Annotated in this window: 15 protein-coding genes; 14 read left to right on the forward strand and 1 reads right to left on the reverse strand. The window is 51.6% G+C overall.

The window, feature by feature from the left end; translation table 11 throughout:
* Positions 1 to 74 precede the first annotated feature (74 nt).
* The 12 genes from BM412_RS07445 (at position 75) to BM412_RS07500 (ending at position 11947) form a co-directional block, all read left to right on the forward strand.
* A complete protein-coding gene (locus tag BM412_RS07445) occupies positions 75 to 800 on the forward strand; it encodes a phosphonate ABC transporter ATP-binding protein (RefSeq protein ID WP_091215791.1) in 726 nt (241 codons plus the stop codon).
* On the forward strand, positions 797 to 1297 hold the full coding sequence (locus BM412_RS07450) for a GNAT family N-acetyltransferase (protein ID WP_091215794.1): 501 nt from the start codon (positions 797 to 799) through the stop codon (positions 1295 to 1297). Before BM412_RS07445 ends, BM412_RS07450 begins: the two co-directional genes overlap by 4 nt.
* Positions 1298 to 1350: 53 nt before the next feature.
* A complete protein-coding gene (locus tag BM412_RS07455) occupies positions 1351 to 1962 on the forward strand; it encodes a DUF3298 and DUF4163 domain-containing protein (RefSeq protein ID WP_091215796.1) in 612 nt (203 codons plus the stop codon).
* A gap of 20 nt (positions 1963 to 1982) precedes the next feature.
* Positions 1983 to 2558: a response regulator gene (locus BM412_RS07460; RefSeq protein WP_091215799.1), complete on the forward strand. Its 576-nt coding sequence runs from the start codon at positions 1983 to 1985 to the stop codon at positions 2556 to 2558.
* Between the two features lie 259 nt (positions 2559 to 2817).
* Positions 2818 to 4359, forward strand: a complete 1542-nt coding sequence (locus BM412_RS07465; protein ID WP_177245697.1) for an APC family permease — start codon at positions 2818 to 2820, stop codon at positions 4357 to 4359.
* 277 nt (positions 4360 to 4636) lie between these two features.
* Positions 4637 to 5296 (forward strand): MOSC domain-containing protein, encoded by a 660-nt coding sequence (locus BM412_RS07470; RefSeq protein WP_091215804.1) that lies wholly within the window; start codon positions 4637 to 4639, stop codon positions 5294 to 5296.
* A 58-nt stretch (positions 5297 to 5354) separates the two neighbouring features.
* A complete protein-coding gene (locus tag BM412_RS07475) occupies positions 5355 to 6374 on the forward strand; it encodes a phosphotransferase (RefSeq protein ID WP_091215806.1) in 1020 nt (339 codons plus the stop codon).
* A 136-nt stretch (positions 6375 to 6510) separates the two neighbouring features.
* Positions 6511 to 7431: a polysaccharide deacetylase family protein gene (locus BM412_RS07480; RefSeq protein WP_091215809.1), complete on the forward strand. Its 921-nt coding sequence runs from the start codon at positions 6511 to 6513 to the stop codon at positions 7429 to 7431.
* Positions 7432 to 7658: 227 nt separating this feature from the next.
* Positions 7659 to 8669 carry a 2-oxoacid:acceptor oxidoreductase family protein gene (locus tag BM412_RS07485; protein ID WP_091215812.1) on the forward strand — a complete coding sequence of 337 codons (1011 nt, stop codon included), beginning with the start codon at positions 7659 to 7661 and terminating at the stop codon, positions 8667 to 8669.
* 38 nt (positions 8670 to 8707) lie between these two features.
* Positions 8708 to 11014: a thiamine pyrophosphate-dependent enzyme gene (locus BM412_RS07490; protein ID WP_091215814.1), complete on the forward strand. Its 2307-nt coding sequence runs from the start codon at positions 8708 to 8710 to the stop codon at positions 11012 to 11014.
* Between the two features lie 89 nt (positions 11015 to 11103).
* Positions 11104 to 11394 carry a hypothetical protein gene (locus BM412_RS07495; RefSeq protein ID WP_091215817.1) on the forward strand — a complete coding sequence of 97 codons (291 nt, stop codon included), beginning with the start codon at positions 11104 to 11106 and terminating at the stop codon, positions 11392 to 11394.
* Positions 11395 to 11419: 25 nt separating this feature from the next.
* On the forward strand, positions 11420 to 11947 hold the full coding sequence (locus tag BM412_RS07500) for an RNA-binding protein (RefSeq protein ID WP_091215820.1): 528 nt from the start codon (positions 11420 to 11422) through the stop codon (positions 11945 to 11947).
* 92 nt (positions 11948 to 12039) lie between these two features.
* On the opposite strand, the gene BM412_RS07505 is transcribed toward BM412_RS07500, so the two are convergent.
* Entirely contained in the window at positions 12040 to 13029 is a 990-nt protein-coding gene (locus tag BM412_RS07505; protein WP_091215824.1) for a YpdA family putative bacillithiol disulfide reductase, read from the reverse strand.
* Positions 13030 to 13228: 199 nt separating this feature from the next.
* Between BM412_RS07505 and BM412_RS07510 the strand changes: the two genes are divergently transcribed.
* Both BM412_RS07510 and BM412_RS07515 read left to right on the forward strand, forming a co-directional pair.
* Entirely contained in the window at positions 13229 to 13762 is a 534-nt protein-coding gene (locus tag BM412_RS07510) for an ADP-heptose synthase (RefSeq protein ID WP_091215827.1), read from the forward strand.
* 363 nt (positions 13763 to 14125) lie between these two features.
* Positions 14126 to 15874: an ABC transporter ATP-binding protein gene (locus tag BM412_RS07515; RefSeq protein WP_091215830.1), complete on the forward strand. Its 1749-nt coding sequence runs from the start codon at positions 14126 to 14128 to the stop codon at positions 15872 to 15874.
* The last annotated feature ends 51 nt before the right edge of the window (positions 15875 to 15925 follow it).

Below are 15925 nucleotides of genomic sequence, written 5' to 3' on the forward strand. Positions count from 1 at the left end.
CTTAAACTAGATTAATAGCTTACATAGAACTCTGTGAATTTATTAGCAAATGCATTCATAAAGGAGCGCCACTCATGATAAAAGTCGATCAACTATCCAAACAAATTCCGGGCGGGCCGAAGGTGCTCTCCGGGATCAGCTTTAACATAGAACCCGGTGAATTTATCGCCGTTAAAGGGGCAAGCGGAAGCGGGAAGTCCATGCTTCTTCGTTGCTTGGCGATGAGAGAGTCGTGGAGCGGCGGCTCCTATATCGTGGACGGCGTCGATATTCTCAAAAAAGGCCTGCTTGGCAAAATGAAAATCCGTCGTGAAATCGCTTATCTCGAAGAGAAGCCGACCTTAATCGGCAAACGGACCGCACTCAAGAACGTGCTCATCGGCACAACGCACCAAACCCCGATCTGGCGCCGAGTGACAGGTATGATCCGCAGTGATGACTACATGGGTGCCATGGATATGATCGAGAAGATGGGGCTGCTTGAGAAAGCACATCAGAAGGGCGATAAGCTGAGCGGCGGGGAGAAGCAGCGTATTGCGATGGCTCGCGCTTTGGTTCACGGTGCCAAGACACTGCTAACGGATGAACCTGTATCCGGGCTGGACCCGCATGCGGCAGAGCAAGTGCTGTCCGATTTGAAGAAGATGTGCCAGACGCAAGGGATCTCGGTAGTTGCGGTCATGCATCAAGGTGACTGGGCGGAGCGGTTCGCAGATCGGATTATCGGTTTGAATAACGGGAAGCTCGTGCTGGATATCAAGGGAAGAAAAATGACAGAGCGGGAGAAAATGCTGCTGTGAGTGCATCCATTACCTATGAGCTGCGGCCAATCGAACAAAGTGAGCTGGATGCCGCACATGCGCTGGAGCTCGCATGTTATCCGGTTGAAGCTGCTGCTACGCGGGAATCTTTTGCGTTCCGACAGCAGCATTTCCCGGGCTATTTCTGGTCTGCTTGGCAGGATAACGAGCTTATCGGGCTATCCTGCGGTGTTCGTACAGCGGAAAGCAGCTGTGAGAGCGATGCGGTGAAGAGCGCGCACAGTGCCGAGGCCGGTGGAAACCACCTTGTCATTCTGTCCGTGGCAGTCGCTCCCAAGCATCGTTGCAGCGGTATTGGATCCGCGTTGATGAGAGCGCTTATCGAACGAGCGGAAGCCGATCAGCTCGCTACTATCGTTCTCATGTGCGAACAGCATCTGATCGCTTTCTATGAAGGACTCGGGTTCGAGTATGTAGCGGTTTCGGCATCCACGCACGGGGGCATTGAATGGCATGAGATGAGAAGAGTCATCTAAATAGGAACCGGCATACAATGGAGCATTAACCTAGAATAGGCAGGTGTTCCATCATGGCATTCCAGTTTCCGGCCGTTATCCATGCCTCCCGCGTCACGTTCCCGAAAGCCGAGATTTGGGTTCCGGTCGTTAGCGGACTTCATAACACGGCGGCACGCAATTCAATTAACGGTAAAATACGCAGGACGGTAAGCGAGCTCGTGCACGATCAGGGCTCTCTTGAGGATCCGCGCGCCGATATGCAAGGGTATTTCGAGGTCAAGACGAACGAGAAGGACATTCTAAGCTTATCGTTGTTTAATTACGCGTTTACGGGCGGGGCTCATGGGCTAACGCTTCAGGAGTCGCTTACGTTCGATACAGGCACCGGCAAGTCATACTCATTGTCGGAGCTTTTCAAACCGGGCAGCAATTATGTCGGCAGACTGTCGGATATCATCAAGGCTCAAATCGATGAGCGTCAAATCGCCACATTGGAGCCGTTCAACGCCATTCGGCCGGATCAGCCTTTCTACATTGCGGATCGCGCGCTTGTCATTTATTTTGCCTTATACGAGCTTACTCCTTACGCATTCGGGTTTCCGTACTTCCCGATTTCCGTCTATGACCTAAGCGACATCATTAATCCGAACGGACCACTTGGCCGAATGGATGTGAACAATTAACTGTACCAGAGGAGATCCTTATGATTTATGTTCTCATATTGCTGCCAATCTGCTTTATTCTGACTGTCACCTTGATCAGACGAAGACAGCACGAGAATAATAAACCGGTCATGGAACGCAACCATCAAAGCCAACTGCTTCAACTCAAGAATAAGCAAGCTTCAGCAGAGCCGGAGCGTATATCGGTTGTAGAATCGGAACCGAAGGTTAACAAGCTGATTTGCAGCATCCTCATCGTTGATGATCAAGCGGCAATCCGCATGCTGCTCCGAGAATTATTCGAGCTTGAAGGGATGATCGTCTATGAGGCGATCAACGGGACTTCTGCGATTGAGACCGTTCGTACGACGGCGATTGACTTCATTTTGCTTGATCTGAAGATGCCGGATATGGATGGAATTGAGGCACTCCAAGGCATTCGTCGATGGAACGAACATGCACAGGTAGCGATGATTACGGCATTTGGGGATCCGCTTAAGATGGAGGCAGCCAAACAGCTGGGCGTGCAATCGTTTTTCACCAAGCCGTTTGATATCGAGCAAGTGAAGAATCGCGTATTGAACAGCTTGAAGAAAAAGGATTGCAAGGCTGAGTAAAAACCTCCTACCGAATAAATAGGCAAGTTTCAATCCGTCCTGGCAGCTCCGATGCCGGCGGATTTTTTAGTGTGCTGATAGGATTGCCGCGCTCATAAAGTCAAGTATGGGGGTGGCGACATTGTTTTTGCTGTGGGCAGGTTGTTTGATTTTCGTATGTGCATGTGGTCTCTCCCTATTCATTGCTCGGACAGCAGAACGAGGCGCGAAGCGGTCCTTGCACCAATCCTTGCATCACTACTCTCCCTATGTGCGCTATATGCAGGATAAACATGATCTGAACGGAATTGGATTTGCCCAGCAGCTGACTAGGCATATGGGCGGATTATCCCTGTTTGGGCTGTCCTTTACATCCTTATCCATGCTTGGCGGAGCGGTCCTTTTTCTTGGTCCGGCGCTGGCTGCGGGCGGTCCGGCTGTCATCGGAGTCGGTTGGCCTGTCTTAACCTTCCTTGGCATCGTGACGGCAAGCTCGCTTGCAGCGCTTGCGTCTGCCATCCCGACTGCCGGAGGCTGCTATCATTGGGCGTTATCCGCAGGCGGACGCCGGATGGGCTTATGGTCGGGCTGGCTGCATTTCCTGGGTACGATTCTCTTGCTTGTAACTACGAATCTGCTTCTGGCAGATTGGCTTTATAAAGTGATGGAGACGCGATTAGGCTATGCGGGCGGCGGAGAGTTGTATTATGCGCTCCTTATCGTGCTGTTTCTCACGCAAGCACTCCTGAATGTAAGAGGGGTTCACTCCTTAGGCAAAATAGCGGGGATTTCTTCCGGCCTGCAGCTGCTGGTATGGCTGGCGATCATTCTGTTCTTCGTTGCGGCGGCATGGCCGGCCAGTTATCCGTTTCAAATGCTCTCAGGTACGGACCCCATCGCCGGTTCCGCACCAGGCAATAGCAGCCAATCGGGGATGTTAATCGGGATGCTAATGCTGCAGCGTCTGTTTCTGGGTATCGACCATGCCGGACAGATGGCGGAAGAAACGAGGGATCCACGGATCATCGTACCGTGGTCGATCTTCTTCTCTTCCGTTGCATTTGGTTTATTCGGATTTATCTTGTTCGTGCTTCTGTTGATGTGGTTTCCACTGGGAAGTGAGGGGCTATACGGCTATTCAGACATCGGAACTTGGTTTATAACGTTCTGGACCAAATGGGGGGCAATGAGTAATACGATCTTGTTGCTGCTCATTATTTCGTTTATGTGGATGAATGGGAATGCGTCTGTTGCGGCAGCATCACGCACGTTGTTCGCGATGGCGAGGGACGAAGCTGCGCCATTCTCAAACAGGCTTTCCGCGGTATCCGTGCTGTATCGCACGCCGCTTCGTGCGGTGCTTGCTGTATCTATAGTTGCCGGTGTAGCTTCATTGGTGCTCAAAGCGGTGGCAGCCGGAGCGATGACTCCGCAAACCACGCTTTTGCAGCTGATCTTATTAAGTGTAGCGGCGCTGCATATCGCTATGGCGCTTCCCATTGGAGCTAAGCTGTATGGGGAAATGACGAATCGCAATCTTTCGAAGCTAAAAGGACCATGGAATCTTGGCGCGTATGGGGTGTTTGCGGACGCGATTTCAGTATGCTGGCTATCGATAAGCGCGGCAGCGGCGTTTGCATTCATGAATCCTGTTGTCCTTCTTTCTATCACTATCGCAGTCTTGATTGGAGGGCTTCTAATCGAGTGGAAATACCGGGCTTTGCTGAAGAAGGTACCGTTCAAGGTTGTGGGCTCGATACGGTTCAGTCGGAGATCCATCGATGAATGTATCAGAATTGAAAGAAAATTCCCGCAACATTAGAAATCAACTCGCTCAGCTTATTGAATCCAGCCTGGGTCATAGGGAAATATTAAAGTGAACCTCGGAAAATATTTCCCCAAATGCGCTGGACTATTTCCCGGGGAAGCGCACGAAACAACATGAAAAGAGCGCTTTCGACACGTTCTGTAACAACGTGATCAATTAGGGGAAATCGTGTCAAAATCACTATTATTAATGGCATTAAGGATTGCGCAGCTTCCATAATTCGGCTTATAATTCGTTGTAATATACAGAGATCGTTGAAGGAGGAGCAGGGATGGAGCTTGGAACAGTGATTTCCATTAACACAGGTCTGCCGGAAACCGTACAATTCGGGAAAAAAGATATAAGCACCGGCATCAATAAGAGCCCGATTGGCACACAGCCTGTTTATTTGTCTCGCACAGGGTTGAACGGTGACGGACAAGGCGATCTTGTCTTTCATGGCGGTGCGGATAAAGCCGTTTGCGTGTATTCGGCCGAACATTTCCCATATTGGGAAGGACGCTGGCAGCGCGATGTTCTCCCAGGCGCTTTTGGCGAGAATTTCACCGTTTCCGCTCTGACGGAGCATGAAGTTTGTATTGGAGATGTATGGAGCGTCGGAGAGACCGTAGTCCAAGTCAGTCAGCCGAGACAGCCCTGCTACAAGCTCGGCATGAAGCATCAATTGCCGGAGCTGGCTCACGAAGTGCAGATAAACGGCTTTACCGGTTTTTATTTGCGCGTGCTTGCGGAAGGGCATGTAAGACAAGGGGACAAGCTGCTCCTGACAGAGAGACATCCGGCTGCGATTACGATTGCTGAAGCAAACCGAGTCATGCACATCGACAAACAGGACAAGGCGGGTATACGCAGCCTGCTTGCCATTGCGGAATTGTCGGAAAGCTGGCAGCATACGCTTGCCGGCAGGCTGGAGAAGCTGGGAGCCGAATAAGTGCCACGGGGCTGATAAGTTGAAAAATAGGCGCAACCAACAGGAGGCAGCGGCATCTATGAGTCAAATCAGAGTAGGGGAATTTGCCGAGTACTTGAATGCTTATCCGCTTGATCGGAATTGGCTGCTCAAGCAGGAAGAAAGCGGCATGAATAATACGACTCGCATGGTTTACTCCGATGGGGAGAAGTTCGTGCTCCGCGTATACGAGAACCATCGGAACGATGCGTTTATAAGAACAGAGCATGAAATCCTAAACGAGCTCCAGCGACATCAGTTATCGTTTGAAGTGCCTCGCCCGGTTCTCAATCACGCAAGCGATTCGGTTACGATCGGCTCGGAAGGCAAGCTCGCCGCCTTATATCGGTATATTGACGGGAATAGGCCAAGGGCTGACTATGATTCCCATATATACGGTCTTGGTTATGCCGCTGGAGAGCTTTCTCTCGCACTGGCCGGCTTATCGTTGAAGCCGGAAACAGTCCCCCAGTATAAACCCTATTACGAGCTCGAGGACATCCATGGTTCCATGTCGGCCGAGGTTCTAATTGGGTTATGCGAGCGCTCGGAGCGCCTCTCTAAAAGCCGGGATAAGCTGGATGGACTTCAGCGTGCAAGAGAACAATTAGCGGGGTTAAGAAATCAAATTGCCGGCCTGCGGCTGCAGTGGATCCATGGGGATATCGTGTTTACGAATGCGGTTGCTGAAGGAGATCGGATAACAGGAATGCTGGACTTCGAATTTTGCACGATGGATGTAAGAGCGATGGAGCTGGCTGTCGCTATAGCCGAATTTCCAAGCGAAGACGAAGAAGAAGCCTTTCGCAGGATCGAGTTATTCTGCAGCGGCTATGGCGAAGCGGCGAACCTGACGGAGGATGAAGTGCAGCTGCTGCCTGCGTTAGTAAAGATTCGGATGGTCGATGTCTGGCTTCATTTTGCCGGCAGGTTATTCGATGGAATGGATTCGGACGCGATCTGGCACGATCAGATCGAGCGCGCATCTTTCGTATGTAATTGGGTCGATCGCTGGAATGAAGAGCTGCTGAACTCGTTCCGTCGTCATTTGATCTCATAAGACATGCAAGGCCGATCTATCCCCGCCGCGGAGCATGATCGGCCTTGTTTTATTCATATAGATAACATGATATTGTGAAATTTAATTTCGGTAAACCGGAAGCAATCATGCTGAAGCAAGGTGGGGAGGCATGTATATGAAGAGTACGGCTGAGCTGCTAGGTTACGGACCGAACGATCGCTTGTTGATTATTAACGCGGATGATTTCGGCTTATGTCACTCCAGCAATAAAGGGATTCAGAAGCTGCTTGAGGGCGGAATCGTTTCCTCGGCTACGATTATGATGCCTTGCGCATGGGCAAGGGAAGCGGCAGGATGGAGCGCCAGCCATACGCTCTTGGATGTCGGCGTCCATTTCACCCTGACGAGCGAATGGGACGTGATGAAGTGGGGGCCGGTTTATCGCGGCGGATCAACGGAGTCGCTTGTGACGGGTGAAGGGTATTTTCATCGGGATTCCAAATCGTTCGAGCGCAGGGCCGATACGGAGCAGGTGAAACAAGAACTCATCGCTCAAGTAGAGATGGCGCTGCATATGGGCGTTAATGTGACTCACGCAGATAACCATATGGGAAGCCTGTACGGATTGCAGACGGGCAGACATTTTCTGACGGAAGTGTTTGACGTATGCGCAGGATACAGGCTGCCGTTTCGACTACCTCGATTCCTGCAGCTGGAATCGGGAGCGCCGGCACCTCCGGAATTGGCCTTACAGGCACTTAAACATGCTGCGGAAGCAGATCGGCGAGGAGTCGTCGTGCTGGACTATCTCGTGGCGCTGCCGTTTCATGCAAAGTCGGGTGAAACGTACGCACAGTTCAAGTCGCAAATGATTTCGCTGCTGAAACGGTTAAAGCCGGGCGTATCCGAACTGATTATCCACCCGGCGCTAGTAACTGACGAGCTAACCGCTTTTCACTCGGAACCGCTTAAGCGAGGAATGGAAATGGATATTTTCCGAGATAAAGAAGTACAAGAGGCGATGCATGACGAAGGGATTAAACAAGTCGGCTGGAAGGAATTAAGGCACTATCAACGTCGCAATTCGCGTCCGTAATTCGGCAACGCAGGGCTGTCCATGTCGGAAATAGACAGCCGCTGTGCTAGCTTTGTTTATTAAAATGGGACAAGCTGTACTAGAACAGCTTTCGGGACATTATGCTGTATTACTGTTTTCGCGAACCTGTTTAGGAAAGAAACGCTATTCGCCCCTTCCATGTAATGGTATACTGATAGTTGTGAATTATATAAGTATTCAGTTAATTCGGGAAGGGAGTGGAGCAAGTGGCGGTACTTCCAAAACAGAATGATCTTGGATTCTTTGAAATTCGATTGGAATCAATAGGCGGATTGGGCGCTAACTTGGCCGGAAAGATGTTAGCTGAAGCAGGCGTTGTTGGAAGCGGTTTCAATGGGGTCAGTTTCTCCTCTTACGGATCAGAGAAGAAGGGCTCGCCGGTAAAGGCGCATATTCGTTTCTGCGATATGGAGACGAATATCCGCGATACGACGCCGGTAGAGCGTCCTCATATCGTTGGGGTGTTTCATGAGAATATGTCCAAAACCGTGAATGTCATCAGCGGGATTTATGAAGACAGCGTGGTACTGGTCAATTCTAGCAAAACAACCGATGAATTGAAGCAGAAAATGAACTTGTCCGCTGGTACACTTGCTGTAGTTGATGCTACAAGCATTTCGCTCGAGGAGAACAATCGCGTTAACATGGCGATGCTAGGCGGGTTATTCCGACTCTGCACGTTCCTGGATTTTGAGCATATGAAAGGAATTATCCGGAAGTCGCTCGAGAAGAAATATCCGCAGGCAGTCGAACCGGCACTGCGTACGTTCCAGCGCGGGTACGATGAAGTGAAGTTCCAGACTTACACGCTTCCTGAAGGCGAGGCGATGCCTCAGCCAACGCGGTGGGACGTCCCATCACTCGGCTATGAGACGCAGCCAATGGGCGGGATGATCATCAATCCCGGAAACAGCGTGCTGAAGGACATTAGTATTTCAAGGCAAGGCATGATGCCGCATTTTGACGATGAGAAATGTATTCACTGCGCAGCTTGCGACACCGCGTGTCCGGACTTCTGCTTCGTATGGGAAGAGCAGCCGGATAAGAAAGGTCGTCCGCAAATGTTCCTGCAGGGGATCGATTATCAATATTGCAAGGGTTGCTTGAAATGCGTTGTGGCATGTCCGACCGAAGCGCTTGCTTCTGAACGTGAAACGGATGGTTACGGCGAACAACACCGAGTGCCGCACAAGTTTGATTGGGCAAAAGCGAATTAACGTCTTGTAGGGTTTGCACGGAAGAGAGGAGCGAAACAATGGCCATTGAAATCAACAAAGAAGTGAGCAGAGGTAAAGTAGAGCAGCGTATGGTCTATGAGTCAGGTAATGAGATGGCGGCTTATGCCGCACATCAAATTAACTATCACGTGATGGGATATTTTCCTATTTCGCCATCAACAGAGGTTGCCCAGTTCCTCGATCTCATGAAAGCGAACGGGCAGCATGACATTAAATTGATACCCGCAGACGGCGAGCATGGTTCCGCAGGGATTTGCTATGGCGCCTCCGCTGCCGGCGGCCGCGTATTCAACGCGACAAGCTCCAACGGTTACCTGTATATGCTGGAGCAAATGCCGGTTCAATCCGGTACGCGTTTCCCGATGGTCATGAACCTCGTATGCCGTTCGGTTTCCGGGCCGCTCGATATTCATGGCGATCACTCCGATTTGTACTTCGCACTCAATACCGGCTGGCCGATCCTGATGTGCCGTGATCCGCAAGCTGTGTATGACATGAACATTATGGCGCTTAAGCTTGCCGAAGATCCGCAGGTGCGACTGCCTGTTCTTGTCGCTTCCGACGGTTACTTTACTTCGCATCAGAAACGCCGCGTCCAAACCTTTGCCCACCGCGCGGATGTACATGCTTTCGTAGGCGAGCATTCGCCCGAAGGCTTCAAACATGTGCTTGACCGCAACAATCCAATCACCGTCGGCCCTTACATGAACGAACCGGATTACATCAACAACTGCTACCAGCAATCGATGGCTATGTATAATGCCGGAGAAGTGTTCGATCGGATCCGAGCAGAATATGCCGAACTGACAGGCAGGGATTACCCGATTCTTGATCTGTATCGGATGGACGATGCCGAAGTAGCGGTGTTCTTGATGAATTCCGCTTCGGAAATTATCAAAGACGTCGTGGATCAGCTGCGCGCGAAAGGGATCAAAGCAGGTTCGATCGCGCCGAATATGATTCGTCCGTTCCCCGCGAAAGAAATCGCAGAAGCTCTGCGCGGCGTCAAAGCCGTGACGATCGGCGATCGCGCTGATTCCTATGGCGGCCATGGCGGCAACATGACGAACGAAATTAAAGCGGCGCTGTTTACGCAAGGCGTTCGGGATACACTCGTCATCAGCCGGATTTACGGCCTAGGCGGCAAAGATTTCTACGCGGAAGACGGGCATCACCTGTTTGAGCTTGCGATCGAAGCTGCGCAATCGGGCAAAGTCGAAGTGCCGTTTGACTACTGGGGCCATACGCCGGGCGATCCCGAGAAAGCGCCGAAGCGCGTCCTTGAACCGCTCAAGTATGAAGAGCTGAAGACAGGTCTCATTACGGTTGACCGCGATGAAACAACCGGTAAGCTGAAGGTGAAAGTTCCGCCTGTTCGCCAGCTGACGAAGAAACCGAAGCGACTGGCACCGGGTCACGGAGCTTGTCCGGGCTGCGGTATTTTCTCCGGCCTGGAGCTGTTCTTCAAGGGGATTGAAGGCGATATCGTCGCCCTCTACCAAACCGGCTGCGCGATGGTTGTTACAACCGGATTCCCGTACTCTTCGCATAAAGCGACGTATATTCATAACTTGTTCCAGAATGGTGCCGCAACGCTGTCCGGGGTTGTAGAGATGTTCTGGGAACGCAAACGCCGCGGCGAACTGGATCAGTACGGCTTGAAGGATGATTTCACCTTCGTCATGATTACAGGCGACGGCGGGATGGACATCGGTATGGGGCCGGCGATCGGAAGCGCACTCCGTAACCATAAGATGATCATTCTGGAGTACGATAACGAGGGTTATATGAATACCGGCGCTCAGATGTCGTATTCAACGCCGCTTGGTCATCGTACTTCAACATCCAACGTAGGCAAGCATCAAGGCGGTAAGCTGTTCCATCATAAGGATACGGCGCAAATTATGGCGGCAACCAATATTTCGTATGTATTTACAGGTTCGGAATCGCTGCCGCAGGATTTGCTCCGTAAAGCGGCGAAGGCGCAATATTATGCGCAGAACGTCGGACTTGTGTATGGGAAAATCCTTATTTCTTGCCCGCTGAACTGGCTCTCGGAGGAGAAAATCGGTCAGACCTTGATCGATGAGGCCGTTAACACATGCTTCTTCCCGATGTATGAGGTTGAAGAAGGCGTCACGACGATTACGTATAACCCGGAAGAGAAGGGGAAACGAATTCCGCTTGGCGACTGGCTGAAGAACATGGGAAAAACCAAACATATGACGCGTCCGGAATATGCCGAAGCCCTCAAGTCGTTCGAGGAAGAAGTGGAACGCCGCTGGCTCCGCCTCAAGGCGAAGCACGAGAATATGTACTTGTAAGATCTGAGACGGCGCGGCGGCTAATAGGCGCCGCGCCTTTTATTTTGAATGCCGCCTTACCGTCCCGATAGAAGGAGAGCTGAAGGACAATGCCCATCGTATTGCGTCATCGCATGACCGGAGAAATCGCCTGTGGAATGTTGCGAAATGTGTATGACTTTGCATACTATGGCGCTCTCTGGTGGGAGGATAATGAAACAGCGGAACAGCTGGCTGAGCAAGCGCTTATCGAGAGGGGCTTTATCGAGCCGACCTTAGACTGGGATCTTCTTGAAGTGAAGGAAGAGCGGTTGAAGCTGTTTAATGTGAAGCTGAACAATAATCCGACTCGAAAAATAGTGCTGGAGCAAGATGGAACCATCACGCTGCTGAAGTCATAGTGTTGTGTAGGAGGGTAAGAGGCGTATGAATGTGACGGATCAATCCTATTTTCAACAGATCAAGGGGCTGAATTCCGATGTGGAAATAGAGGCGTTCGGCCAGGAGCTCAGATCGGGAGGATTCACCGCAATTAGACGGTTTCTGGATGACTTCAGGCAATATTTACGTACGTTTACCGATGAGGAAGGCGAGTATGCCCAAGAACTGCTGCGACGTGGGCAGCTTGCTGTTCCGGAGCCTGGCCGGACAAGTCCGTCGTGGACGTACGTTTGGCGCGAATTCGCAGGCATCATTCGGACCAAGCGTCATGTATTCGAATCCATACCCGAAGACCAGCGAAGCGGGGAATGGCAGGTGCTGCTCGATAATCCGTTCAGCAATCAGAACATTACCGTTTATCCGGCATTGACATTTATCGAAGCCGTCTATATGTTTGCGTATTTCCGAACGGAATTGTTGAATAATGAATATATCCGGCTGCAGAAAATTGCGACAGTGATGACCTTCCAAGGCATCGACGAAGATGGCGTTCAGCCGATCGTGAGTCTGTAAGAAAACCAGAAAGGCTTTGAATTTACCGACCGCGCGGCTGCGCCTAATCGGGATTCAAAGCCTTTTTCAGTATACATACGCGCGGCAGAAGACTATTGCGTTAGCGAACCGGTACGCATGAGCTGTGCGGCGATTTTCCGACCGTGGAACCGGCCGGATTCGATAAAGATTTCATTGGCTTCCCGCCGGGAGGCGACAACGCCGGCCAAATAAATACCCGGTACATTGCTCTCCATCGTTTCGTCATTGAAGGTCGGATACCCTTCTTCCTCGATCGTAACGCCGAAGGAGGCAAGGAAAGCGCGATCCGGGTGGAAACCGGTCAAGGCCAGCACGAAGTCGTTCGGCAGCTCATCGAGTCCGCCTTCCCGTTCGATGGTGACGCTTCGCGGACTGATTGCAATGACACGGGAGGCGAAGCGCATCTGAATGCGGCCTTTCGAGACGAGGCTCTCGAAGATCGGACGCACCCATGGCTTGATGCTCGAAGAATAGTGGTCGCCCCTGTATACGACTGTGACCTTCGCGCCAACTCGCTCCAGCTCCAGAGCCGCGTCGATCGCCGAGTTGCTGCCGCCGATGATGGCGACCTGCATGCCGGTGTAAGGATGGGCTTCACGGAAGAAATGCGTCACCTTATCGGACTTCTCGCCGGGAATGCCGAGCTCGTTCGGGTGATCAAAGTACCCGGTTGCGATAATGACGGCTTTGGCGTGATAGTGGTTCAACTCGCCATGTCGATTCGAGCTCTCCAGCACGAAGCTGCCATCTTGCTGCGGATGAATCGCCGTGACGGCTTCATACGCGTTAACGCGGACTTCACGCCGCAGAGCAACGCTGCGGTAGTAGTTGAGCGCTTCGACGCGAGACGGCTTCTCGTTCGCCGTCGTGAATGGAATGCCGGCGATCTCGAGCAGCTCCGGGGAGCTGAAGAAGTGCATATAGGTGGGGTATTGCGATATCGAATGAACGACATTGCGTTTCTCGATCATGAGCGGATCGATGCCGATTGCCTGCAACTCAATTGCAGCGGCCAGTCCGCACGGACCGGCACCGACGATGATTACTTGTTCGTTATGCATAAGTTCGGGATCAACTCCAATACACATTTAACATTAGGGCAGGGACCAGTCTTATTTTAGCACAGCTTCCAAACAGTTGCTTCCTGTAAAACAAGCATTTAGCTCTGTGTACGCGAAAGGTTATGTTGTATAATAAGCTAACACTTAGCAGAGAGAGTTTGACTCCTGTCAAACTCCCGATTACAAAGGGGGAGATAGAATGCGACGGCGATTTGTCATTGAAGCCGTAATGGTAGCAACATATGGTCATTTGCTCGTACCAAGCCGGCCTGTCGATTTTGTCTTGCCATATTCGACAATTATGGAACTCTACGATATGAAAGCAGGCACAGATCCTGTGATGGATGATCCTGAGGACGATGCGCACGTGAAAGGGAAAATAGGAGAGCTTATTGCGTTCTTCGAGGACCCGTTCAACAAGAAGAAGATCGAGCGTGCGCTTCAGATGCCTTGGCGTCAGAGCTCGCCTCTGCTGCTGGATGACATGATTCAATTTACCATTGTTCATGCGGTGGATAACGCGCATTACGGCGAATATTTTGACCCGATTGAGACGGAGCTGTTACTGACTTCGATGAAGCTGAGCGTGCCTCTGCTGTCGGATCAATTCGAGTTTCAAGATAAGCTCCTGGAGGCGGAAGTGCCTGTCCAGGTCTATGATATCGAGGATTTCGAATTCGCGGTAGAACAAGGAATTACGGCTGCGGATTTCGAGCCTTCCAGCGATTTATAAACGGCTGCTAAGAGGAGCATGACCGCGTTTAGGCTGATTTAGACCGATAATAGGCGATAATAGGCGAAAATAAATTTCACAAGAGCCCCTTGCGCACTGCCGGAAGTGGTGTTAAGATTTGGATGTTCCAATTAACGGAAAACAATGAAAGGAGGGCGATGGATATGGTAAACATTTTTATTGATGTGCGCAATGAAGCGTTTGATCAGGTCCATCGGCCCGACTTCTTTCACAGACCGCAGCCTTAAGTAGCTGTATACCCGTCTGTGTATAAGGAGATCTTGAGCCATGCGGCTTGAGGTCTCCTTTTTTGTTGCCGTCTGAGGAACCTGCGCATGTTTTTGTTTAAGGGGGAATACAACAATGAAAAATTTGGTTCGCTTATTGCGTTATTTGCGCCCAAGCACGAGTTGGGTCGTCATCTCGCTGGCGATGATGGTGCTCGGAACGGCGATTGATCTGATCGCGCCGTGGATGCTGAAGCTGATCTTCGACGAAGGGATCGGGGGTAGCGACGTGAAGCTGATTCTTGCGTTGATATTAGGTCTGGCGGGCATTCAAGTCGTGAAAAGTATCGCGATGTTCGTCCAAGGCCGCGCGCAAGAGCTCGTCGGGCAAAATGTCGTCTATACGCTTAGGGAGCAGCTCTATAACCATCTGCAGCGGTTGTCCTTTAGCTACTACGATAAAGCCCAGACCGGACAGCTGATGTCGCGGATGACAGGCGATATCGAGTCGGTGAAGAACTTCATCGGTTTCGGCGCGATGGCGATGTTCACCGGCGCGATGACCTTCGTCGGGACGATTATCTTCATGGCGTTCATCCAGTGGCAGGTTACGCTGCTCTGCATGGCCAGCGTTCCGCTGCTGTTGTTTGCGCTGTACCAGTTTAACAAAAAGGTTGGTCCGGCTTGGGGTCAGATCAGAGAACAAATGGGCAAGCTGACGACAACCTTGCAAGAGAATATTTCGGGTATCCGGGTCGTGAAAGCCTTTGCCCGTGAGAACGTGGAACAATCCAAGTTCGAGGAACGCAACGATCAGAACTTCGAAACGAATATGGACCGGGCGAAGCTTGAGGCCAAATCGTTTCCGCTTATGAACTTCTATGGAGGTCTGGTCTTTCTGACGATGATATGGGTCGGTGCGTATTTCGTGGCGAAGGGCAGCATGTCGCTCGGTACGTTCATGGCGTTCCAGTGGTATACATGGGGAATCATCTGGCCGCTTAACATGCTCGGCTGGCAAATCAACATTATGCAGCAAGCAATCAAAGCTGCGCCGCGCGTGTTCGAAGTGCTGGATACGCCGGTAGATATCAGCTCGGAGACGGGGGCTAATGCGGATACGGATCGCATAGAAGGCAATGTCAGCTTTGAAGGGGTTTCCTTCCACTTTGCCGATCAAGATCCGGAGCAGGACGCGGGTATTCTGGAGGATATCTCGCTTGGGGTGAAACAGGGAGAAGTCATTGCCGTGCTCGGTGCGACAGGCTCCGGCAAGAGCAGCTTGATCGCGCTGATGTCGCGGTTCTACGATGTCAGCCAAGGCCGGCTGATGATTGACGGCGTCGATGTCCGTGACTATGAGCTCGAAGGCCTGCGCCGCAAAATCGGCATTGTTCCGCAGGAGACATTCCTGTTCTCCGCGACCATTCGGGAGAACATCGCATACGGAGTACCGGAAGCGACGCAAGAGCAGATCGAATGGGCGTCTCGCAAAGCCCAAATTCATAGCTTTATCGATACATTGCCGCATGGCTATGACACGATCATCGGCGAGCGCGGTGTCGGGCTGTCCGGCGGGCAGCGGCAGCGTGTCGCGCTTGCGCGTGCTATTCTGATGGATCCGCCGATCCTCGTGCTGGACGAAGCGACGGCAAGCGTCGATACGGCAACGGAATCCGCCATCCATGAGGAGCTGCTGGAGGTCATGAAGGGACGCACGACGTTCATCATCGCGCAGCGGTTATCCTCCGTAAAACGTGCAGATCGCATTGTCGTGCTGGACGGAGGCAAGATTGTACAGCAGGGAACGCATAAAGAACTGTTCGAGCAGGAAGGGTTCTTCCGTAATTTGTTCCAGATGCAAGAGGCTGCCGCGGCCAGATAATCGTGAAATTAACGGCATGAAAAATAATCATTAACGTCATAAAGGAGGGAA

Source organism: Paenibacillus sp. BC26 (assembly GCF_900116125.1).
In the GTDB taxonomy this organism is placed as follows: domain Bacteria; phylum Bacillota; class Bacilli; order Paenibacillales; family Paenibacillaceae; genus Paenibacillus_Z; species Paenibacillus_Z lignilyticus.